Source organism: Micromonospora sp. NPDC000316 (assembly GCF_042898885.1).
Classification (GTDB): Bacteria; Actinomycetota; Actinomycetes; order Mycobacteriales; family Micromonosporaceae; genus Micromonospora.
In genome coordinates this window covers 439,565-461,856 of the sequence record NZ_JBIAZG010000003.1, presented here as the reverse complement: position 1 = coordinate 461,856, position 22,292 = coordinate 439,565, and the positions used below count along the sequence as shown (strand labels likewise).

Genomic DNA, 22,292 nt, shown 5'->3' with positions numbered 1-22,292 from the left:
GAGGGGGGCGCGGGGAGGGGGCAGCGGGTTAGGTCATGTTGGCTAGGAACTCGCTGTAGAACAGGCCTAGGGCGATGGCTACGCCGATGCCGGCGATGATCCAGAACCGGACCACGATGTTGACCTCGCTCCAGCCGGCCAACTCGAAGTGGTGCTGCAACGGCGACATTCGGAAGACACGTTTACCTGTAGTCCGGAAGGAGATGATCTGGATCACCACGGACATCGTGATGATCACGAAGAGGCCACCGATGATCGGCAGCAGCAGGATCGTGCGGGTGGACATCGCCATGCCGGCGATCAGGCCGCCCAGCCCCAGCGCGCCGGTGTCACCCATGAAGATCCGCGCCGGGGACGTGTTCCACCACAGGAAGCCCACACAGGCCCCGGCCGCGGCCCCGGCTATCAGCGCGATCTCCAGCGGGTCGCGGACGGCGTAGCAGTATTCCTGCCCCTGGGTGTAGCTCGGGTCGGCGCACCAGTGCCGGTACTGCCAGAACGCGATCAACGCGTACGCGGCGAGCACCATCACCGAGGCGCCGGTGGCCAGGCCGTCCAGGCCGTCGGTGAGGTTCACCCCGTTCGTCGCGCCCATCACCACGAAGATGAAGATGATCACGGCGCCGACCTTGCTGACTTCCAGGGCGTCGATGTCCCTGATGAAGCTCAGCGTGGTGCTGCCCACCGTCTCGGTGTTCGTCACCGCGCCCGACGCGTCGGTCATCGTGCTCGGGAAGTACAACGCGACCACGCCGAAGACCGCGCCGACCAGAATCTGGCCGAGCAGCTTGCCGCGCTTGTTCAGGCCGGCGCTGTTGCGCTTGCGCACCTTGAGGAAGTCGTCGAGGAAGCCGACCGCGCCGGAGAAGACCATCAGCCCCAGCAGCACCAGCGCGGTGATGGTCGGCTCGACCTGGGCGATCTGCGCGTCCGGCAGGGTCGTCAGGGCGAGGTGTCCGGCCACGTACGCGATCACCGTGGCCAGGATGAAGACCACGCCGCCCATCGTGGGCGTGCCCTTCTTGGTCTGGTGCATGGCCGGACCGTCGGACCGGATCGGCTGACCGGCCTTGAGCCGGGTGAACACCTTGATCGCGATCGGGGTGCAGAAGAGCGAGACGAGGAAGGCCACCCCGATGGCGACGATGACAGCCCTCATCGGGTGGGCTCCCCGGCGGCGTCGGCGCGCAGGGCGTCGACAACCTCCCAAGTCCGGTACCGGGAGCCCTTGACCAGGACGACATCGCCCGGCCGTAACTCGCCCCGCAGCACCTCGACGGCCGCCGCCTGATCGGTGAGCAGCACCGACTCTCCTCCCCAGTTCGCTACCGCTGTCGCGCCTTCGTGGATCGGCGCTGCCGGCTCACCCACCACGAGCAGCCGGTCGACACCAAGCTCGGCCGCGAGTTGGCCGACCTCACGGTGGCCATCCCGCTCGAACGGGCCGAGCTCCGCCATGTAACCGAGCACCGCGACGGTACGCCGCCCCTCGCCGAGGCTGGCAAGCGCCCGCAGCGCGACCGCCATCGAGGCCGGGTTGGCGTTGTACGAGTCGTCGATGATCGTGACCCCGTCGGGCCTGTCGAAGACATCCATCCGCCGGGTGGACTTCAGCCCCAGTTCGCCGAGCGCCGTGGCCAGCTCGGCCAGCGGCATGCCCAGCTCCCGGGCGACCGCGGCGGCGGCGAGGGTGTTGCCGACCTGGTGGCGGCCGGTCAGCGCGAGCCGCACCGGCGCGCGTCCCTCCGGGGTCACAAGGGTGTACGACGGGTGCCCGCGCTCGTCGAGCGTGACGTCCTCGGCGCGCACGTCGGCGTCCGGCGCCTCGCCGTAGCGGACCACCCGGGCCTTGGTGCGGCTCGCCATCGCGGCCACCCGCGGGTCGTCGGCGTTCAGCACGGCCAGCCCGTCCGGCGGCAGCGCCTCGACCAACTCGCCCTTGGCCTGTGCGATGGCGTCCTGCGAGCCGAACTCGCCGATGTGTGACGTACCGACGTTGAGCACCACCGAGATCCGGGGTGGCACCAGCTCGCACAGGTAACGGACGTGCCCGATCCCGCGGGCGCCCTTCTCCATCACCAGGTAGCGGGTGCCCGGGTCGGCCTGCAACGCCGTGTACGGGTGCCCCAGCTCGTTGTTGAACGAACCGGGCGGCGCCACGGTGGCCCCAAGCCGGGAGGTGAGCTGGCCGATCAGGTCCTTCGTGGTGGTCTTGCCCGAGGAGCCGGTCACGCCGATCACTGTCAGCTCGGGCAGCCGGTCCACCGCCGCGCGGGCCAGCCGGCCCATCGCGGCCAGGGCGTCGTCGACAAGCACCATCGGCACCCCTGGCACCTCGCGGCTGCCGAGCACCGCCACCGCGCCGGCAGCCAGCGCCGTCGCCGCGTAGTCGTGCCCGTCGACCTTCTCCCCGGGGAAGGCCACGAAGAGCGAACCGGGCCCCACCTTGCGCGAGTCGAATTCGACCGAGCCGGTGACGGTGGCGGCCGGGTCGGCGGCCACGAGCCGCCCGTCGACCGCCTCGGCCACCTCGGCCAGGCTGAGGGCGATCATCGCTGACCCGCCGGATCGCCGAACCGTGCCCGCAGCGCGTCGGCCAACTCGACGCTGTCGTCGAACGGGAGCACCTCGCCGGCGACCTCCTGGCCCCGCTCGTGGCCCTTGCCGAGCAGCGCGATGACGTCGCCCGGCTCGGCGAGCCGGACTGCCTCGTCGATCGCGGCCCGGCGACCGGCCACCTCGATGATCCGGGCGGGCGTGCTGGCGGCGTACGCCCCAGCGAGCACCTCGGCGCGGATCTCCACCGGATCCTCGGTACGCGGATTGTCGTCGGTCACCAGCACCACGTCGGCCCCCTCCGCCGCGGCGGCGCCCATCACCGGCCGCTTACCCCGGTCCCGGTCTCCGCCGGCACCGATCACACAGATCAACCGGCCGGCGCTCAGCTCGCGCAGCGCTGCCAGCGCCGCGACTATCGCGTCGGCCTTGTGCGCGTAGTCGACGACTCCGCGCACCGGCCCGACCACGTCGACCAACTGGAGGCGGCCGGGTACGCCACCGCAGGCGGCCACGCCTGTCGCCGCGGTCGCCGGGTCGACCCCGGCGCCCACGAGCGCGGCGATGGCCAGCAGCGCGTTGGCGACGTTGTGCCGGCCGGGCAGCGCCACCCCGGCTGCCAGCGTCCCGTCCGGGCCGTGCGCGGTGAACCGCTGCGCGTACCCCTCGCCGCCCACGCCGTCGGCCCACCAGGTCGCGGCCTGGTCGCCGGCCGCCGAATAGGTGACAGTCGCCGGCTTGTACAGCGGCTTGAGTGCCGGGTCGTCCTGGTTGAGCACCTCGACCGCGCACCGACCGTCGAAGAGCTGCGCCTTGGCGGCGAAGTAGTCGGCGCTGTCGGCGTGGAAGTCCAGGTGGTCGGAGCCGAAGTTGGTGTAGCCGCCCACGGCGAAGCGGACCCCGCCCACCCGGCCCATGGCCAGCGCGTGGCTGGAGACCTCCATGACGACGGCTGTCACCCCCCGCTCCTGGGCGGTGGCAAGCATCGCGTGCAGGTCCGTCGCCTCGGGGGTGGTGCGCACGCTGTCGATCACCAGGTCGCCGAGGCGGGTCTCCACGGTGCCGATCAGCCCGGTGGTGTGCCCGGCCGCCCGCAGCCCCGACTCGATCAGGTACGCGGTGGACGTCTTGCCCGCGGTGCCGGTCACGCCGATCACGGTGAGCGCGGCGGTCGGGTCGCCGTAGACGGCCGACGCCAGCTCGCCGAGCACCGCACGCGGGTCGGGCACCACAAGGGCGGGCAGGCCGGTCCCCGTCGCCAGCTCAGCGCCGGCCGGGTCGGTCAACAGGGCCACGGCGCCGGCCTCGGCAGCGCCGGCGGCGAACTCCGCGCCGTGCCGGCGGGCGCCGGGCAACGCCGCGTACAGGTCGCCGGGGCGGACCTCCTGGCTGGCGTGGGTCGCTCCGGTGACGACCACGTCGGCGGCGTCCGCCGGGAGGTCGACAGCGAGTCGGCCGGCGAGATCACCGAGCCGCACTCCGGTCACGGTACGTGGACGTGGATTGCCGGGCACGGCGTCAGACCCTACCCCGTCGTCCGGTTCCGGCCGCACAGCCGCCCCGGTGGTTCGTCGGCACTCACCGATGATGTCCCGCCATTGCTGCTCAGCGCGGATAGACCACGAACTTGGGTGCCGAACCACTTGCGGAAGGCGGAATCCGGTAGTGACGCAGCGTGAACTGCATCATGTCCCGGAAGGCCGGTCCGGCGGTCGCCGCGCCTCCACCGGAGGGCGCGTACACGAAGACCGCGATCACGTACCGGGGCTTCTCGGCGGGTGCCATGCCGATGAAGGACGACACCTCGCCGGGCTGCTTCTTGCCGTCCACCAACCGCCACCCGGTGCCGGTCTTACCCGCGACCCGGTAGCCGGGGACCGCTGCGGCGAGGCCCGTGGCGCCGTCGACAGTGGTGACCGCCTCCAGCATGGTGCGCAGGGCTGCCGCGTTCTGCGGGCTGAGCACCGAGCGGGTCACCGGGGTCGGCCCTGGTGTGCGCTTGCCGTCCGGGTCGATCGTCTCCTTGACCAGGTGCGGCTGCACGTACGTGCCGTCGTTGGCGATGGCGGCGTACGCGGCGGCCATCTGCAGTGGCGTCGCGTCGACGCTGTGCCCGATCGGCACCGACCCGCGCGACGATTCGCTCCACTCCTCGGCGGGCAGGAGCCGCCCGCTGGCCTCGCCGGGCAGGCCCTCGCGGGTGGGCTGGCCCAGCCCGAACCGCTTCTGGTAGTCGATCAGCCGGTCCGGGCCGAGCCGGTCGGCGATGGTGATCGTGCCGACGTTCGACGAGTAGGCGAGCATCCCCGGGATGCTCATCTTCCGGCCGTTGGCGTAGTGCGTGTCGGAGAACCAGGTGTCGCCCTTCTTGATGCTGTTCGCGATGGGCAGCGTCGTGTCCGGGGTGATCACCCCCTCCTGGAGCGCCGCGCCGTAGGTGATCGCCTTGTGCACCGAGCCGGGGTCGACCACGAAACTCGTCGCGGCGTCCTCCCGGGCGACCGGGTCGCTCGGGATCGGCTTCGCGGCGTCGTAGGTGGGGTGGCTGGCCTGGGCCAGCACCTCGCCGGTGGGCACGTCGATGACCACCGCCGCGGCGGTGCCACCGGGATGCTTCGCCATCCCCGCGCTGAGGATCTGCTGCGTACGGAACTGGAGGTCACGGACGATGGTGAGGGTCAGCGAGCTGCCCGGCTTGGCGGGGGTCGTCCGGCTGTAGCCGCCCGGGATCGGCGCGTCGAGGTCACGGCGGCCGGCCTCGTACACCCGCTTGCCGTCCTGCCCGGCGAGCACCTCGTCGTAGCGGGCCTCCAGCCCTTCCAGACCGACCATGTCCTGGCTTGTGAAGCCGATCAGGTTGGCCGCCAGATCCCCGCCGGGCACGTCGCGGCGCTCGTCGCGGTGCACCCCGATGCCGGGCAGTTCCAGCGCCTCCACCCGCTTGGCTGTCGAGATCTCCACCCCGCGCGCCAAGTACACGAATCGGGACGGGATGCCGTTCTCCAGTTTGCGCGGCGCCATCAGCTCCGCGAGTTTCGACGCCGGGATGCCGAGCAGGGAGGAGAGCGCCTTGGCGGCGCCGGGCGGGTCCTTCACCTCGGTCGGGTCGGCGTACACGTACCGCGCCTCGACACTGCGGGCCAGCGGCGCGCCGGTGCTGTCGTAGATCGCGCCGCGCGGCGCGGGCAGCTCCACCGTGCGGGTCCGGTCGGCGATGCCACCCCCGGCGTAGGCAGGGGTGTCGACCGCCTGAAGGAAGACCAGTCGGATCCCGATGACGGCGAACAGCGTCAGCGCGAGCGCGGTGCCCAGCCGCAGCCGCAGCCGCGAGTCGGCGAGCTTCGGTGGGCGCGGTGGCTTGCGGGAGGGCCGGCGGGCGGCCGGGCGGCTGACGCGGCCGGGCGCCCTCGGCGTGGTCCGGCGTCGCGGCGGCGGCTCGTCGACACCGGGACCACGGGGTTTGCGCGGCGCGACCGTGCGCACCACACCGCCGCGTCCGGCGGCCGGGGCGTCACGCCGGCCGGTCCGGGCGGCGGCGCGACCACCGTCGAGCACCTGCAACGCCGGCCGGAACGGGTCTCCGGAGCGGGTGCTGCGCGGGGTACGCCGCTGCTCGGCGCCCCCGCTGCGCGCTGGCGTGCCGCGCTCCTCGCGGACGGTCCGGCCCCTCGGGGTGTACGCCCGAGCGCCGGAGATGCCCCCGATACCCGGCTCGCCGGCGCGCGGCTCCCCGTCGGTGCGGCCGGTGTCACGCGAAGAACCGCGCCGGGTCCCCTTGGGGTCCCGGCGCGGCTCGTCCGACCTCGGTGGCACGGTTCAGCCTCCCGCACCCTGGCTGGTCACCGACGGCTGGCCCGTCGCCGGCTGCGGCACGCCGATGGTCTTGCCGTCCGGCAGCCGGATGTAGCCCGGCTCGCCGGCGTCGACAAGGCCCAGCCGCCGCGCCTCGGCGGTCAGGTTGCCCGGCGCCTCGGCGTCGGCGATCTGCTTGTCCAGCTGCTGCTTCTCCAGGTCCAGTCGGGTCTGCTGCTGCTGCAACCGCTCCAGCCGGAACGCGTTCTCGTTGATCTTGGTGTTGACCGCCAGGATGCCCAGCACCCCGCCGACGACAAGCACCACGATCAGCGCCGCGAACGGAGCGCGCGGCACCGACACCGGCGGAGGCGGCGCCACCCGCAGGCGCGGCGGGCGTGCGCTGGGCGCGGCGGTGGCCTTCTCGGCCGGTCGCAGCGCGGCGCTGCCCTGCGTCGGAAACTCGCGCGCCCCCCGGGCGCGAGCCTCCCCCTGCCGGTTGACTCGATCAATGCGTGGCGTAGCGTTCTCCACGCGCGTGGCTCGCTCCGCCGCGGTCCGGCCCCCCGACCGCGGTGCGCGCTGCCCGCCGCCGGTGTTGCCCCGGCGGTCGCGCTTGTCAATGCTCATGTCCCCTCCCCCTAAACGTCCGTCCCTCTACGGGGCGACGTCTGCGGACCCCCCACGGATCACGCAGACCCCGTCCCCGGTTGATGCATCCCCTTCACCCGTCGGCGGGACCGTTCGCGGTCGGTCCGCCCTTGCTCTGTCGCGTTCGGATCGAGTCGTTCCGCCGCCCGCAGCCGCACCGAGGCGGCGCGCGGGTTCGCGGCGACCTCCGCCTCCCCGGGAAGCTCGGCGCCCCGGCTGAGCAGCCGGAACGTCGGACCGGACCCGGGAAGCTCGACCGGGAGGTCGATCGGGCCCTTACTGCGGACCCGGTCCGCGAGCGCCAACTTGGTGAGCCGGTCCTCCAGCGAGTGGTAGGACAGGACCACCATGCGACCGCCCACGGTCAGTGCGTCGAGCGCGGACGGCAGCGCTGCTTCCAGCGCTGCCAGCTCTCTGTTTACCTCGATCCGTAAAGCCTGAAACGTTCTCTTTGCCGGGTGTCCACCCGTTCGTCGGGCTGGTGCCGGAATGGAGTCCCGAACCAGCTCCGCCAGCAGCGCGGACGAGGTGATCCGGGCGCGTTCCCGCTCCCGGAGGATCGCCGAGGCGATCCGGCCGGCGAACTTCTCCTCGCCGTAGACCCGCAACACCCGGGCCAGGTCCGGATGCGCGTAGGTGTTGACCACCTCCTCGGCGGTCACCCCCCGCGTCTGGTCCATCCGCATGTCCAGTGGCGCGTCCTGGGCGTAGGCGAACCCGCGGTCGGGCGCGTCCAGCTGCAACGACGAGACACCCAGGTCGAACAGGATCCCGTCGATGCCCGGATAACCCAGCCGGGCCAGCACGTCGGGCAACTCGTCGTAGACGGCGTGCTCCAGGTGGATGCGGTCGGCGAAACGCGCCAACCGGACCCGCGCGTGGGCGAGTGCCTCGGTGTCCCGGTCGAGCCCGATCAGGACCGTCTCCGGGTGCGCCTCGAGCACCGCCTCCGCGTGCCCGGCAAGGCCGAGCGTCGCGTCGACGTGGACCGTTCGGCCGCCTCGACCCAGCGCGGGGGCCAGCAGCTCGAGGCACCGCTCGAGCAGCACCGGCACGTGCGTGCCGCGTAGCTCCCCCATGTTGACCCCCACTGGTTGAAACGTCCGTTCTTTCTCCTGTGCCTGTCGTCGGACGGCGCTGCCGTCGTACCGCCAGATCCCCATCCGCTCCCGCCGTCCACCGGGCGAACCCGATGACTGGATCGTGCGCCTGGCACCGGGGAAGGGATGCCAGGAACTCGAAAGCGGCTGGAGATCTCGCAGTACGTCGGGCGCCGATCCGCCCTACAGACCGCCGGGCAGCACCCCCTCCTCGATGTCGGCGAAGTCGTCTTCGCTCTCGGCGAGGTAGGTCTCCCACGCGGCCTTGTCCCAGATCTCCACACGCGTGCTCGCGCCGATCACGACCAGGTCCCGGTCGAGTGCGGCGTACTCCCGCAGGTGGGCCGGAATGGTCACCCGGCCCTGCTTGTCCGGAACCTCGTCGTGCGCGCTGGCGAAGAAGACCCGGCTGTAGGCCCGGGCCGCCTTGTGCGTCATGGGCTGCGCCCGCAACTGCTCCGCGATGCGCTGGAACTCGGGTGTCGGAAAGACATAGAGACAGCGATCCTGCCCTTTGGTGACCACGACACCCCCCGCCAGTTCATCCCGAAACTTGGCCGGAAGGATCAACCGGCCTTTGTCGTCAAGGCGCGGAGTATGGGTGCCGAGGAACATCGGCCCAACCCCCTCGCCCTGAAGCGGCGTTCGCGGCGCCGCTGACCCCCCGGGCCGGTGAGCCCTCCCGGCCTCACCATTGGGCCCCACTCTACTCCACTTCCCTCCACCTGCAACCAGAATCGCCCGCGTGGCGCGGCCGATCCGCGCGCAAAACCGCACGTCACAAGGGGTGGAGCGGAGTGGAGGGCCGGAGCGCCCATCCGGCGTGGTCCGCTTTCCGACATAGATCGACTCCGTCCGGTGGAGGCCGACTCAGCCGCCCACACACCTGCCACGGCCGAACGGTTCGGCGTCGGCGGCGATCTGGCGGGGCTGTCGGTCCGGTAACCTCGCTCGCGTGACGGACGCGAAAATGCCCCTACGGGCGAAGGTTGCCAGCTCCGTGTCACGGACCGCCGCGGCGCTCTCCCGGGCGGCCGGGCGTGGCGACGGTTCCGTGATCGGCGGGTGGATCGGGCTCAAGATCGACCCGGATCTGCTGGCGCACCTGTCGGCCGGGCGCGCCATCGCGCTCGTCTCCGGCACCAACGGCAAGACCACCACCACTCGTCTGACCGCCGCCGCCGTCGGCGTGCTCGGGCGGGTCGCCACCAACTCCTTCGGCGCGAACATGCCCAGCGGGCACACCTCGGCGCTGGCCAAGGCCGGCAGCACCCCGTACGCGGTGCTGGAGGTCGACGAGCACTACCTCGCCCAGGTGCTGGAGGCGACCGAGCCGCACGTGGTCGCACTGCTCAACCTCTCCCGCGACCAGCTCGACCGCGCCAAGGAGGTCGCCATGATGGCGCAGCTCTGGCGTGCGGCGCTGGTCCGGCACACCGACGTACGGGTGGTGGCCAACGCCGACGACCCGATGGTCGTGTGGGCCGCCACCCCGCCGGGCGACCCGGCCCGTGGCATCAACCCACCGCACGTGACCTGGTTCAGCGCCGGCCAGCGCTGGCACGACGACTCCTGGGTCTGCCCCGAGTGCGGGTCCACCATCCAGCGCTCCGGCGACCAGTGGTGGTGCACCGGCTGCGCACTGCGCCGACCGGAGCCGCACTGGGTCGTCGAGGACGAGGGCGTGCTCGACCCCACCGGCTCCTGGCACAAGGTGTCCCTCCAGCTACCCGGCAAGGTCAACGTCGGCAACGCGGCGACCGCGCTGGCCGTGGCCGCCGAGTTCGGCGTACGCCCCGTCGACGCGGTGTCCCGCCTCGGCATCGTCACGTCGGTGGCCGGCCGCTACGCGCAGGTCGACAAGGACGGGCGCAACATCCGGCTGCTGCTGGCCAAGAACCCGGCCAGTTGGCTGGAGGCGTTCGACATGGCCGACGACGCGCCCACCCTGCTGTCCATCAACGCGCGCGACCCCGACGGTCTGGACACCTCCTGGCTCTTCGACGTCGACTTCGCCCCGCTGCGCGGGCGGCAGGTGCTGATCACCGGCGACCGGGCGTACGACCTGGCGGTCCGGTTGGACGTCAACGACGTGCCGTTCCAGCACGTGCGCACCTTCGACGACGCCATCCGGTCGGTCCCGCCGGGGCGGCTGGAGGTCATCGCGAACTACACCGCGTTCCAGGACATCCGAGCGGAGTTGGACCGTGTCAACTGAGAGCCTGCGCATCGTCTGGATCTACCCCGACCTGCTCTCCACCTACGGCGATCGGGGCAACGCGCTGATCCTGGCCCGGCGGGCCCGCCAGCGCGGCATGCCTGTGGAGGTGTTGGAGGTCCGCTCCGACCAGCAGTTGCCCGCGACCGCCGACATCTACCTGGTCGGCGGCGGCGAGGACGGCCCGCAGGCGCTGGGCGCGCAGCGGCTGATCGCCGACGGCGGCCTGCACCGGGCGGTCGCCCAGGGCGCCGTGGTGTTCGGTGTCTGCGCCGGCTACCAACTGCTCGGCACCTCGTTCTTCGCCAAGGGCGTGCAGTGCCGTGGCCTGGAGCTGCTGGACCTCCAGTCCGACCGTGGCCCCAGCCGGGCCGTCGGGGAGTTGGCCGGTGAGATCGACCCTCGGCTGGGCCTGCCCCCGCTGACCGGCTTCGAGAACCACGGTGGCCGCACCCACCTCGGCCCGGAGGTCTCCCCGCTGGCTCGGGTCAGCGCCGGCGTGGGCAACGACGGCACCACCGAGGGCGCCTGGCGCGGCAAGCTGCTCGGCACCTACTCGCACGGTCCCGCGCTGGCCCGCAACCCGGCCCTTGCCGACCTGCTGCTGCGCTGGGCCACCGGCGCACACCAGCTTCCGCCGCTGGACGACACCTGGTCCGACCGGCTCCGCAACGAGCGCCGCTCCGCAGTGGCCGCCGCTCGGGCATGATCCGCGCCGTCCGGCGGCTGCTCCGGCAGCCGTCGGCCGTCCGGTTCGCCCTGCTCGTCCTCCTGATCGGCGGCTGCGGGCTGCTGCTGCTCCTGGCGCCCCGACCCGATCCGGCGCAACTTCACCAGCTGGACGACCGGCTCGGGGCCCTCGCCCCGGTGGCGGCGATCCTCGGCGGAGCGTTGCTGCTTGTCGCGCTGGTCCCCCGGACCTTCATCACGCTGGCCGCGGGCGCGATCTTCGGCCCCCTCGAAGGTGCCGCGTACGCCCTGGGCGCCGCACTTGTGGCGGCGGCGATCGGCTTCACCGTCGGCCGGCTGCTCGGCCGGGAGTTCGTCGCCGAACGGGTCCGCGGCCGGCTGGCCCGCCTCGACAGGTGGTTCGCGCGGCAGACCGTGTTCGGCGTGGTCACCGTCCGGTTGCTGCCGATCGCCGGCTTCGGCCTGGTGAGCTACGGCTACGGCACCACCGCCGCCCGGCTGGCGCCGTTCCTGGCCGGCAGCGTGATCGCGTCCGCGCCGACCGCCTTCGGGTACGCCGCGATCGGCGCGGCGGTCAGCTCCCCCGGCCACATCAACTGGTACGCCGCCGCCCCGGCGAGCCTCGGCCTGATCGCCAGTCTGGTGCTGGTCCGCCAGTGGTGGCAGGCCCGACGACGGGTTGCCGCAGGCTCGACCGGCTGACCCGAGGCGGCACGCCGAGCAGGCCCCGGGCCGTCGACGGACAAACGGGTGAGCGTGATGACTCGGGTCTCTGAGTCATCACGCTCACCTCGGCGTGGTGCCGACAGGGGCGTCAGACGACCACGGAGACCATTCGGCCCGCGACGACGATGACCTTGCGGGGTTCCTTGCCGGCCAGGGTGGCGGCCACCGCGTCCAGAGCCGCCGCGCGGACGGTCTCCTCGGAGGCGTCGGCGGGGACCTCGATGCGGCCCCGGACCTTGCCGTTGACCTGCACCGGGTAGGTCACCGTGTCGGACACCAGCAGCGCCGGGTCGGCGGTCGGGAAGTCCGCGTACGTCAGCGAGGTGTCGTGGCCCAGCTTGCGCCACAGCTCCTCGGCCAGGTGCGGGGCGAACGGCGCCACCATCAGCACCAGCGGCTCGGCCACCTCACGGGGCGTCGCCGACAGCCCGGTCAGCCCATTGGTCAGCTGGATCAGCTTGGCGATCGCCGTATTGAACCGGATGCCGTCCATGTCGCCACGGACGCCGTCGATCACCTTGTGCAGCAGCCGGCGGGTCGCCTCGTCGGCCGGGTCCTCGGTGATCCGCAGCGCGCCGGTCTGCTCGTCGACGACTGCCCGCCAGACCCGCTGCAGGAACCGGTACGAGCCGACCACGGCCCGGGTCTCCCAGGGGCGGGACACCTCCAGCGGGCCCATCGACATCTCGTACACCCGGAAGGTGTCCGCGCCGTACGCGGCGCACATGTCGTCAGGGGTGACCACGTTCTTCAGGGACTTGCCCATCTTGCCGTACTCGCGGTTGACCACCTCGTCATCCAGGTAGTAGGCGCCGTCGCGCTCGACGACCTCCTCGGCCTGCACGTAGCTGCCGCGCGAGTCGGTGTACGCGTACGCCTGGATCATGCCCTGGTTGAACAGCTTGCGGAACGGCTCGAACGACGACACGTGCCCCAGGTCGAACAGCACCTTGTGCCAGAACCGCGCGTACAGCAGGTGCAGCACGGCGTGCTCAGCGCCACCGACGTACAGGTCGGTGCCCCCGCAGTCGCCGTCGGCGCGCGGACCCATCCAGTACCGCTCGTTCTCGGCATCGACGAACCGCTCCGAGTTGGTCGGGTCCAGGTAGCGCATCTCGTACCAGCAGGAGCCGGCCCACTGCGGCATCACGTTGGTCTCGCGTGTGTAGCGCTTCGGCCCGTCACCCAGGTCCAGTTCCACCTCGACCCAGTCGCGGCGACGCGACAGCGGGGTCTCCGGGTTGGAGTCGGCGTCGTTCGGGTCGAACGTCTTCGGCGAGAAGTCGTCCACCTCCGGCAGCTCGACCGGCAGCATCTCCTCCGGCAGGGCGATTGCCGCACCGGACTCGTCGTAGACGATCGGGAACGGCTCACCCCAGTAGCGCTGCCGGGAGAACAGCCAGTCCCGCAGCCGGTAGGTCACCGCGCCCGTGCCGTGGCCGTTCGCCTCCAGCCAGGCGATTGTCGCCGCCTTGGCGTCGGCGACCCCCAGGCCGTTCAGGTCCAGGCCGCGCTCGGGCGCGGCGCTGTTGATGGCCGGGCCGTCACCTGTGTACGCCTTACCGTCGAAGCCCTCCGCCGGCTGCACGGTCCGTACGATGGGCAGCTCGAAGACCTCGGCGAACGCCCAGTCCCGCTCGTCCTGTGCGGGCACGGCCATGATCGCGCCGGTGCCGTAGCCGGCCAGCACGTAGTCGGCGATGAAGATCGGGATCTGCCCGCCGGTGACCGGGTTCGTGGCGTACGCGCCGATGAAGACGCCTGTCTTCTCCTTGGTGTCGGACTGCCGCTCGACGTCGGTCTTGGCCGCCGCGGCCTTGCGGTACGCCTCGACGGCCGCCCGGGGGCTGGCGTGCCCGCCGGTCCAGGCGTCCCTGGTGTCCTGCGGCCAGGCGGCCGGCACCAGCGCGTCGACCATCTCGTGCTCGGGAGCCAGCACCATGTAGGTGGCACCGAAGATGGTGTCCGGCCGGGTCGTGAACACCCGTACCGGCGCCTGCGCGGTCGGGAAGTCGATGTGCGCGCCCGTGGAGCGACCGATCCAGTTGCGCTGCATCAGCTTGATCGGCTCGGGCCAGTCCAGGCTGTCCAGGTCGTCCAGCAGCCGGTCACCGTACGCGGTGATCCGCATCATCCACTGCTTCAGGTTGCGCTTGAAGACCGGGAAGTTGCCCCGGTCGGAGCGCCCGTCGGCGGTGACCTCCTCGTTGGCCAGCACGGTGCCCAGCCCGGGGCACCAGTTGACAGGGGCCTGCGAGACGTACGCCAGCCGGTGGTCGTCGACGACCTGGCGGCGCTCGGCGACGCTCAGCTCGGCCCAGGACCGGCCGTCCGGGGTGGGCCGGTTGCCACCCTCGAACTCGGCGATCAGCTCGGCGATGGGCCGGGCCTTGCCGGCGTCGCGGTCGTACCAGGAGTTGAAGATCTGCAGGAAGATCCACTGGGTCCAGCGGTAGAAGTCGGTGTCGATTGTCGCCACCGAGCGCCGCTCGTCGTGCGCCAGCCCCAGCCGGCGCAGCTGCGTCTTGTACCGCTCGATGTTGGCGACGGTGGTGGTCCTGGGGTGGGTGCCGGTCTGCACCGCGTACTGCTCGGCGGGCAGGCCGAACGCGTCGAAGCCCATCGCGTGCAGCACGTTCCGGCCGGCCATCCGCTGGTAGCGGGCGTAGCAGTCGGTGCCGATGTAGCCCAGCGGGTGGCCCACGTGCAGGCCGGCGCCGGACGGGTACGGGAACATGTCCAGCACGTACATCTTCTCCGCGCCGGCGCGGGGGTGGGTCGGGTCGGCCAGCGGGCCGGTCGGGTTCGGTGCGTGGAAGGTGCCCTCGCGCGCCCAGGTGTCCTGCCAACGGACTTCGATCTCGTCGGCCAGGGCCGCGGTGTACCGGAACGGGGGAATGTCGCCCGCCGGTGCGGCTGCCTCACTCATGGTCTCTCCTCGCTTGCTTCGCTTCGTCTCGGCACCGCCGGGCCGGGCCGGTCCTCTCGGCGCCGCCGGGTACGAGCCGGCGGCGGGCACGAAAAAGCCCCTCGCGCAGGAGGGGCCGCCGTGCTGTCGCGCGTTCAGCGCATCAGCACGGCCCGGTAAGAAGCAGGAAGACTCCGGCCATGTCCGGCAGTGTACCCCGTCGCCGGGCCGGCCGACCGTGGCCCGCGATACCCCGTGCCCATCCCCCAACTTGGCGAATATCCGTACGTAACCGACCGACTACCTGCGGGGGTCGGCGATAACGACAAACATGGTTAGCCTGAGAGGCCAGTGAGAATCCTGCGGCAAACGAGGCTCGACGTCGCGAACCCAACGGCGGGTCCAGGTGCTCTCTACAGAGCTGCCGTGACGGCGACGAGGAGGAGGCCCGTGACACAACAGACCTGGGACGAGGTGGGCGGCCTACTGCCGCACGACGAGTTCCGTGCCGCCAGCGAGGCCATCGTGTCCAATATCGAGCAGGTCATCGAGGGCAAGACCGCCACTGTGCGGCTTGCCCTTGCTGTCCTTCTCGCCGAGGGCCACCTCCTCATCGAAGACGTTCCCGGCGTCGGCAAGACCAAGTTGGCCAAGGCCCTCGCCCGGTCCATCGACTGCACTGTGCGGCGCATCCAGTTCACCCCCGATCTGCTGCCCAGTGACGTCACGGGCGTCAGCGTCTACAACCAGGAGACGCACGACTTCGAGTTCCGTCCCGGTGCCGTCTTCGCCAACCTTGTCGTCGGCGACGAGATCAACCGGGCGTCGCCGAAGACCCAGTCGGCGTTGCTGGAGTGCATGGAGGAACGCCAGGTCACCGTCGACGGCGTGACCTATCAGCTGCAGACCCCCTTCATGGTCATCGCCACCCAGAACCCGATCGAGATGGAGGGGACGTACCCGCTGCCCGAGGCGCAGCGCGACCGGTTCACGGCCCGGATCGCCATGGGTTACCCGGACGTCAACGCCGAGCTGGCAATGCTCGACGGGCACGGCGCCACCGACCCGCTGCACGAGCTGCGCCCGGTCTCCGACGCGAACATCGTCCGGCAGCTCATCGCCACCGTCCGGCAGGTGCACGTCGCGGACGCGGTAAAGCAGTACGCCATCGACCTGGTCACCGCCACCCGCGAGGCCCCCGACCTGCGCCTCGGCGCGTCCCCCCGGGCGACCCTGCAACTGCTGCGCACCGCTCGGGCGGTCGCCGCCCTGGAGGGCCGCGACTACGTCCTGCCCGACGATCTGCAGGCCCTGGCGGTGCCGGTGCTGGCGCACCGGATCATCCCGACGGCCGACGCGCAGCTTGCCCGGCGCACCACCGACGCGATCGTCTCCGAGTTGGTGCACCGACTGCCGCTGCCGCACGACAGGCAGCGCAACCCCTACGACACCCGGCCCGCCACCGGCAACGGTCGCGCGCCCTACGAGCCGCGGAGGCCGTGACGTGCGTGCCGGGCTGCGCGGGCTGACCACCCGCGGGCGCTCGTTCCTGGCCGCCGCGGTCGCGGCGGCCCTCTCGGCCGTCATCCTCGGCGAGAAGGACCTGCTCCGGGTGGCCGTGCTGCTGGCCATCCTTCCGCTGTTGGCCGCCGCCTACGTGGGGCGCAGCCGCTACAAGCTGGCCTGCAACCGTTCCCTGGACCCGCACCGGGTGCCGGTCGGGGCCAACTCGCGGGTGGTGCTGCGCCTGCAGAACCTGTCCCGCCTGCCCACCGGCACGCTGCTGCTGGAGGACCGGCTGCCCTACGCGCTGGGCAGCCGGCCACGTGTCGTTCTGGAGCGGCTCGGCGCCCACCAGGCCAGCTCGGTCGCGTACACGGTCCGCGCCGACGTGCGCGGCCGCTACGACGTGGGCCCGCTTGTGGTCCGGATGACCGACCCGTTCGGTCTGTGCGAGCTGACCCGGGCCTTCCCCAGCACCGACCACCTGACGGTCATCCCGCAGGTCACCCCGCTGCCGTCGGTCCGGCTCCCCGGGGAGTACGCGGGCAGCGGCGACAGCCGCGCCCGGTCGGTGGCGGTGCACGGGGAGGACGACGCGGCGACCCGGGAGTACCGGCGCGGCGACGACCTGCGCCGGGTGCACTGGAAGTCGACAGCGCGCACCGGGGAGTTGATGGTGCGCCGCGAGGAGCAGCCGTGGGAGAGCCGGGCCACTGTCGTGCTCGACACCCGCGCGTACGGCCACCGCGGCGACGGGCCGACGGCGAGCTTCGAGTGGGCGGTCTCCGCCGCCGCGAGCATCGCCGTGCATCTGCGCCAGGCCGGCTACAAGCTGCGCCTGGTCACCGGCTCCGGGGCGGACGTGGACGCCTCGGAGGGCGGCGGCGACGGCGTGCTGCTCGATCATCTCGCCGAGGTTCGGCTGGACCAGCGGGCCGAGCTGGCCGGCCTGGTGCAACGGGTCCGGCAGCGCGCCGACGGTGGTCTGATCATCGGATTGTTCGGCGCGGTCAGCGTGGCCGAGGCCGAACTGCTGGCCGGGCTGCGCGGCAACGGCGCGACCTGCGTCGGGTTCCTGTTGAACAGCTCCGGGTGGCTCAGCCTGCCGGAGAAGGCCCGCGCCGAGGCGGAGCACGCGCACGGCGCCGCCGTGCTCGCCATGGTGCAGAGCGGTTGGCGTGTGGTCGGCGTCGACCACGGCGGCCGGCTGCCGGTGCTCTGGCCGCAGGCGGGCCGGGGTTCCCAGGGCTTCGCCATGCGTGCCGCGCTGGCCGAGACGGTCGCCGGCGGCGTGCGATGAACGGAAGGTCCCCCTCATGATCGCCAGTCGGAACATCGGCGCGGTGGCGGCCGCCGCCACACTTCTCGCCGCCGCGCCGCTGTCGGCCATCTTCCAGAGCTGGACGTGGCTGATCCAGGCCGCCATCGCGGTCGCCGTGGTGGCCGGGGTCGCGGCCCTGACACGGCTGGTCCGGGCACCACTCTGGGGTCAGGTGCTCGGCATGCTGGCCGCGCTCGTGCTCGCACTGACCTGGCTGTTCCCCAGTGGGGCCGAACTGTTCGCCATCCTGCCCACGCCTGCCACGTTCGGGCACTTCGCCGAGCTGCTCGGCGGCTCGATGCAGGACATGCGCTCGTACGGCGTCAAGGTTCCGGACACCGACCCGCTGCTGTTCATCACCGTGCTCGGTGTCGGCGGCGTGGCCGTGCTCGTGGACGTGCTGGCCGTGGGCCTGCGCCGGCCCGCGCTGGCCGGGCTGCCGATGCTCGCCATCTACTCGGTGCCGGTCGCCGTCTACGTCGACAGCGTCCCCCCGCTGCCGTTCGTGGTGGGCGCCGCCGGCTACCTGTGGCTGCTTGTCACCGACAACGTCGACAGGGTCCGGCGGTTCGGTCGCCGGTTCACCGGCGACGGCCGCGACGTCGACGTGTGGGAGGCCTCGCCGCTGGCGTCGGCCGGCCGCCGGCTCGCGGTGGTCGGGGTGGTGGTGGCGGTGGCACTGCCGTTGGCGGTGCCGGGCATGACAGGTGGGCTGCTCGACAGGCTCGGCGGCGGCACGGGCAACGGCAACGGCCGGGCCGGATCGGGTGTGTCGTCGGGTCGGATCGACCTGTTCGCCTCGCTCGCCGGCCAGCTCAACCAGTCCGAAGTGGCCGACCTGGTCCGGGTGACCACCTCCGAGCCGAACCCGTTCTACCTGCGCTACGCGGTCGCCGACGAGCTGCGCCCGAGTGGTTTCCAGGCCCGCAGCCCGAGCGGCCGTCCGGCCAACCGGGACCTGCCGGACCCGACCGAGAGGGCCGGCCGAGGGGTGCAGCAGACCCCCTACCGGGCGACCGTCGAGGTCACCAAGGGCCTCAGCATGTCCCTCATGCCCGTGTACGCCGAGCCGGTGCGCACCGAGGACCTGAACAGCAACTGGCTCTACGACCCCAACCAGCAGGTCGTCTTCTCCAACCGGGAGAACTCCCGGGGCCGCAAGTACTCCTTCGACTACATCCGCTCGACGTACACGCCTGCCGCGCTGCGGGCCGCCCAACCGCTGGCGGCCGACCACCCGGTACGCCGCCAGCTCACCGCCACCCCCGGGTCGGTGCCCGAGGTGGAGGAACTGGTCAAGGGGCTGATCCAGGGCAAGCGCACCGACTACGACCGGGTGCTGGCGATCTACCAGCACTTCTCGTCGGACAACGGGTTCAGCTACCGGCTCAGCACCGAGAGCGGCAGCAGCGGCCAGGACATCGTCAACTTCCTGACCAACAAGGTCGGCTACTGCCAGCAGTACGCGGCGGCCATGGCCTGGCTGGTCCGCTCGGCGGGCATCCCCGCCCGGGTGGCGTTCGGGTTCACCAACGGCAGCAAGCGCGACGGCGACACGTACACGCTCACCAACCTCAACCTGCACGCCTGGACCGAGGTGTACTTCGGCGGGATCGGCTGGGTGCCGTTCGACGCCACTCCGGCGTACGGCGTGCCGGGCTCGACCCGTTCGGCCTGGGCTCCGGACACGGACGCGCCGGAACCGTCCACCCCGGACGCCGGCACCCCTGGCACTCCGACGGGCCCCGACGCGTCCGCCGGGCCGGCCGGCCCGGACAACGCCGACCGGGACACCGACTCCGGGCTCTCCCTCGCCGGTGAGCAGCCGGCCGAGCAGGCGCCGGTGTGGCCGTGGTGGGCGGCCGGCCTGCTGGCCCTGCTGGCGCTGTTGGCGACGCCGGCTCTGCGGCGACTGGCGTTGCGCAGGCGGCGGAGTGGCCGGGCCAGCGCCACGGTGGCAAGCACCACTGGCGAGGTTCAGCCGGCCGACGGGACACGTGTGGTGGTGGTCGGCCCGGATGCCAGCCGCGCCCGCGCGGACGCGCACGCCGCCTGGGCGGAACTACTCGACACGCTTGTCGACTTCAAGGTCCGGGTCGACCGGACCGAGACGCCCCGGGCTACCGCGGACCGGCTTGTTCGGGACGCCCTCGCCGACGACACGGCGGCGGTCGGGGCGGCGCGGCTGCTCGGTCGGGCGGAGGAGCGGGCCCGGTACGCGCGGGACCCGCTGACTGGTGAACCGCTGCTGCCGGCGGTGCGCGCGGTCCGTGGCGCGCTCGCCACCCGGGCGGACCGGCGTACCCGACTGCTCGCCGCCGTGCTGCCTCCGTCGGTGCTGCTGCGCTGGCGGATCGGCCTGGCGGACACTTCCGGGCGTCTGGTGGCGCTGACCGGGCGGGTCCGCTACCGGCTCCTGCGCTGGAGCCCGCGTCGGATCCTGGCCAGCCGCGCGGCCCGCTGAGCAGATCGACCGCGCGGCCGCTGAACTGACCGGCTGGCGCGGCCGCTGAGCTGACCGGTCGGCGCGGCCGCTGAGCTGACCGGTCGGCGCGGCCGCTGAACTGACGGCTGGCGCGGGCCGCTGAACCCGACCGACCGCGCAGTCGCAGAACTGACCGCGCGCCCGCTGAGCTTGATTCGGCGGACCGTGCCGCCCCGAGGGCTGCTCCATTGGGCGTGATTCCGCTCCGGCATCAAGATGCCGGAGCGGAATCACACGAATGAGAGCGGTCGGCGCTCGGGGCGGTTAGCGCTCGGTCCGGTTAGCGCTCGGTCCGGTCAGCGCTCGGTCCGGTCAGCGCTCGGTCCGGTCAGCGCTCGGTCCGATTAGCGCTCGGTCCGGTTGGTGACCCGGTCCGTGCAGGGAGGCGCATCCGCTGATCGCGCCCGGCAGAGGGCGCGCGGATACCACAGTGGTCGCCGGGGGTGTCCCCGGCGACCCGCTCGTCGCGGCGTACGGCCCGCCTCAGCGGCGGGACGGGCTCAGCGGTGGCCCTCCGGGCGTTGCCGCCACCTGTCTTCCATCCGGTCCAGGATCGACGACCGGCGACCGGATCGGCCACCGCGGGGACGACGACGACTCGTCGTGCCACCCACCACGTGCAGGTCAGGTGACTGCGCCTTACGGTGCGACTGCACCGCGAACGCGGCCGACGCCAGCATGACGACAAAGCCCGCCACCGCCAGCGGTGGAGTCTTGATCACCGCGCCATAGACCAGTAGAGCCAAGCCAGCGATTATCACGCCAGCAGCGACGAGCAGGCGACGCCGCGCGTGGAAGCGCGGATCGCTGGCGCGCACGGCCGAGGCGAATTTGGGGTCCTCGGCAAGCGACCGCTCGATCTGCTCGAACAGCCGCTGCTCGTGCTCCGAGAGCGGCACGGCACTCCTCCCCGGTCACGTTGGTCAGGCCCACTCGGGCCGACAGACCGTGGCAGCCAACCGGCTGCTTACCCGCAAGTCTACGAGGGGGGTCGCGCGTCGGAAAGCGGGACGACCTACGGGTGGGGCGGATTTTCCTTTCGACGGGCTTCAGGGTCGCCTAACAGACTGGCCGGACCTATGACGGACCGCCCGAATCGGGCAGCAGCGGCGTCCGCGGCAGCTTCCGCCTCACGCCAGCCGCGCTCGGGCGCGCCGAGGGTGAGTTGCCGTGGCGCGCCCTGCGCCGGGCTGAGCCCCTCCACACGGACACCGACGAGCCGAACCCGCTCACCGGGGTCGAGCGCGGTGTACAACGCCCAGACCGTGTCGAACATCTCACGGGCCGTGTCGGTGGCCGCGCCGAGAGTGCGGGAACGGCTGACGGTGCGGAAGTCGGCCAGCCGCACCTTTAGCGACACGGTGCGCCCCATCTGCCCGGATCCGCGCAACCGGACGCCGACCTTCGCGCTGAGCGCCAGCAGCGCGCGGCGGATCTCGACCGGGTCGGCCACGTCGACGTCGAAGGTCACCTCGGCCCCGATCGACTTGTCGACCTGCTCGGGGCTGACCCGACGGCTGTCCCGCCCCCAGGCCAGCTCGTGCAGGTGCGCCGCCGACGCGGCGCCCACCGCCCGGCGGAGCATGCCCACCGGGGCCTCGGCGAGGTCGCCGACGGTGGCGAGGCCGAGCCGGCGTAGCGCCTCGGCGGCCCGCTCCCCCACCCCCCACAGCGCGTCGACCGGCAGCGGGTGCAGGAAGTCGAGGACCTGCCCGGGCGGCACGACGAGCAGGCCGTCGGGTTTGGCCCGGGTGGAGCCCAGTTTGGCCACGAACTTGCTCGGCGCCACCCCGACCGAGCAGGTCAGCGCCTGCTCGTCGGCGACCCGGCGGCGGATCTGTCGGGCGATTGTCGCCGGTGAGCCGAAGAGCCGGCGGGCCCCGGTCACGTCGAGAAACGCCTCGTCGAGGGAGAGCGGCTCGACCAGCGGGGTGACGTCCCGGAAGATCTGCATGACCGCACGGGACGCGGCCGTGTAGGCGCTGAAATCCGGAGGCAGGTAGACCGCGTGCGGGCAGCGGGCGCGGGCCTGACTGGTCGGCATCGCGCTGCGGACGCCGTAGCGGCGGGCCTCGTAGCTGGCCGAACTGACCACGCCGCGCGGCCCGACGCCGCCGACCACCACCGGCCGGCCCCGCAGGTCGGGGCGGCGGCGCACCTCGACGGCGGCGAAGAAGGCGTCCATGTCGACGTGCAGGATCGGGCTGTCCGAGTCGTCGGCGTCCGGCCCGAAGCGCGGATCGCCCCCGAAGCGCGGATCGCCCCCGAAGCGCGGATCATCGCCTCGGGGCAACGACTGGCTGCGGCCCATCCCGGCAGGCTAACCCGGGGGTACGACAGCA

General features: G+C 72.2%; 16 protein-coding genes. 6 read left to right on the top strand and 10 right to left on the bottom strand.

The genetic code is table 11. The features are described from left to right. Positions 1 to 28 precede the first annotated feature (28 nt). The 7 genes from mraY to mraZ all read right to left on the bottom strand — a co-directional run bounded on the left by mraY (position 29) and on the right by mraZ (position 8,714). Positions 29 to 1,159, bottom strand: a complete 1,131-nt coding sequence (gene mraY / locus ACFY2Q_RS10365; protein ID WP_387128971.1) for a phospho-N-acetylmuramoyl-pentapeptide-transferase — start codon at positions 1,157 to 1,159, stop codon at positions 29 to 31. Further along, the gene (gene murF / locus ACFY2Q_RS10360) at positions 1,156 to 2,553 is read right to left on the bottom strand and encodes a UDP-N-acetylmuramoyl-tripeptide--D-alanyl-D-alanine ligase (protein WP_387128969.1); all 1,398 of its coding nucleotides are present in this window, start codon (positions 2,551 to 2,553) and stop codon (positions 1,156 to 1,158) included. Before murF ends, mraY begins: the two co-directional genes overlap by 4 nt. Next, positions 2,550 to 4,109 carry a UDP-N-acetylmuramoyl-L-alanyl-D-glutamate--2,6-diaminopimelate ligase gene (locus ACFY2Q_RS10355; protein WP_387128966.1) on the bottom strand — a complete coding sequence of 520 codons (1,560 nt, stop codon included), beginning with the start codon at positions 4,107 to 4,109 and terminating at the stop codon, positions 2,550 to 2,552. The genes murF and ACFY2Q_RS10355 overlap by 4 nt, the downstream gene beginning before the upstream one ends. 52 nt (positions 4,110 to 4,161) lie before the next feature. Beyond that, positions 4,162 to 6,369 carry a peptidoglycan D,D-transpeptidase FtsI family protein gene (locus ACFY2Q_RS10350; RefSeq protein ID WP_387128965.1) on the bottom strand — a complete coding sequence of 736 codons (2,208 nt, stop codon included), beginning with the start codon at positions 6,367 to 6,369 and terminating at the stop codon, positions 4,162 to 4,164. 3 nt (positions 6,370 to 6,372) lie between these two features. Beyond that, positions 6,373 to 6,978, bottom strand: coding sequence for a hypothetical protein (locus ACFY2Q_RS10345; RefSeq protein WP_387128963.1), 606 nt, complete (start codon positions 6,976 to 6,978; stop codon positions 6,373 to 6,375). 59 nt (positions 6,979 to 7,037) lie between these two features. After that, positions 7,038 to 8,078 carry a 16S rRNA (cytosine(1402)-N(4))-methyltransferase RsmH gene (rsmH, locus tag ACFY2Q_RS10340; protein WP_387128961.1) on the bottom strand — a complete coding sequence of 347 codons (1,041 nt, stop codon included), beginning with the start codon at positions 8,076 to 8,078 and terminating at the stop codon, positions 7,038 to 7,040. A gap of 204 nt (positions 8,079 to 8,282) precedes the next feature. Beyond that, on the bottom strand, positions 8,283 to 8,714 hold the full coding sequence (gene mraZ / locus ACFY2Q_RS10335; RefSeq protein WP_357010975.1) for a division/cell wall cluster transcriptional repressor MraZ: 432 nt from the start codon (positions 8,712 to 8,714) through the stop codon (positions 8,283 to 8,285). A gap of 355 nt (positions 8,715 to 9,069) precedes the next feature. Between mraZ and ACFY2Q_RS10330 the strand changes: the two genes are divergently transcribed. From ACFY2Q_RS10330 to ACFY2Q_RS10320, 3 genes are read left to right on the top strand one after another with little or no spacing between them, the layout of a single operon-like run. Beyond that, the gene (locus ACFY2Q_RS10330; protein WP_387129137.1) at positions 9,070 to 10,317 is read left to right on the top strand and encodes a MurT ligase domain-containing protein; all 1,248 of its coding nucleotides are present in this window, start codon (positions 9,070 to 9,072) and stop codon (positions 10,315 to 10,317) included. Beyond that, positions 10,307 to 11,026 (top strand): type 1 glutamine amidotransferase, encoded by a 720-nt coding sequence (locus ACFY2Q_RS10325; protein WP_387128958.1) that lies wholly within the window; start codon positions 10,307 to 10,309, stop codon positions 11,024 to 11,026. Before ACFY2Q_RS10330 ends, ACFY2Q_RS10325 begins: the two co-directional genes overlap by 11 nt. Next, on the top strand, positions 11,023 to 11,709 hold the full coding sequence (locus ACFY2Q_RS10320; protein WP_387128956.1) for a TVP38/TMEM64 family protein: 687 nt from the start codon (positions 11,023 to 11,025) through the stop codon (positions 11,707 to 11,709). Before ACFY2Q_RS10325 ends, ACFY2Q_RS10320 begins: the two co-directional genes overlap by 4 nt. A gap of 112 nt (positions 11,710 to 11,821) precedes the next feature. Here the strand turns inward: ACFY2Q_RS10320 and leuS are convergent, their stop codons facing one another. Further along, a complete protein-coding gene (gene leuS / locus ACFY2Q_RS10315) occupies positions 11,822 to 14,662 on the bottom strand; it encodes a leucine--tRNA ligase (protein WP_387128954.1) in 2,841 nt (946 codons plus the stop codon). 429 nt (positions 14,663 to 15,091) lie between these two features. Between leuS and ACFY2Q_RS10310 the strand changes: the two genes are divergently transcribed. The 3 genes from ACFY2Q_RS10310 to ACFY2Q_RS10300 are packed head-to-tail and all read left to right on the top strand — an operon-like array spanning position 15,092 to position 19,929. Continuing rightward, complete coding sequence (locus ACFY2Q_RS10310) at positions 15,092 to 16,144, top strand: AAA family ATPase (protein WP_387128952.1); 1,053 nt, start codon at positions 15,092 to 15,094, stop codon at positions 16,142 to 16,144. Position 16,145: 1 nt separating this feature from the next. Further along, positions 16,146 to 17,444, top strand: coding sequence for a DUF58 domain-containing protein (locus tag ACFY2Q_RS10305; protein WP_387128951.1), 1,299 nt, complete (start codon positions 16,146 to 16,148; stop codon positions 17,442 to 17,444). Positions 17,445 to 17,460: 16 nt separating this feature from the next. Further along, complete coding sequence (locus ACFY2Q_RS10300) at positions 17,461 to 19,929, top strand: transglutaminaseTgpA domain-containing protein (protein ID WP_387128950.1); 2,469 nt, start codon at positions 17,461 to 17,463, stop codon at positions 19,927 to 19,929. A 521-nt stretch (positions 19,930 to 20,450) separates the two neighbouring features. On the opposite strand, the gene ACFY2Q_RS10295 is transcribed toward ACFY2Q_RS10300, so the two are convergent. Both ACFY2Q_RS10295 and ACFY2Q_RS10290 read right to left on the bottom strand, forming a co-directional pair. Next, positions 20,451 to 20,849 carry a DUF3040 domain-containing protein gene (locus tag ACFY2Q_RS10295; protein ID WP_387128949.1) on the bottom strand — a complete coding sequence of 133 codons (399 nt, stop codon included), beginning with the start codon at positions 20,847 to 20,849 and terminating at the stop codon, positions 20,451 to 20,453. A gap of 116 nt (positions 20,850 to 20,965) precedes the next feature. Next, complete coding sequence (locus ACFY2Q_RS10290; protein ID WP_387128948.1) at positions 20,966 to 22,261, bottom strand: DNA polymerase IV; 1,296 nt, start codon at positions 22,259 to 22,261, stop codon at positions 20,966 to 20,968. Positions 22,262 to 22,292 lie beyond the last annotated feature (31 nt).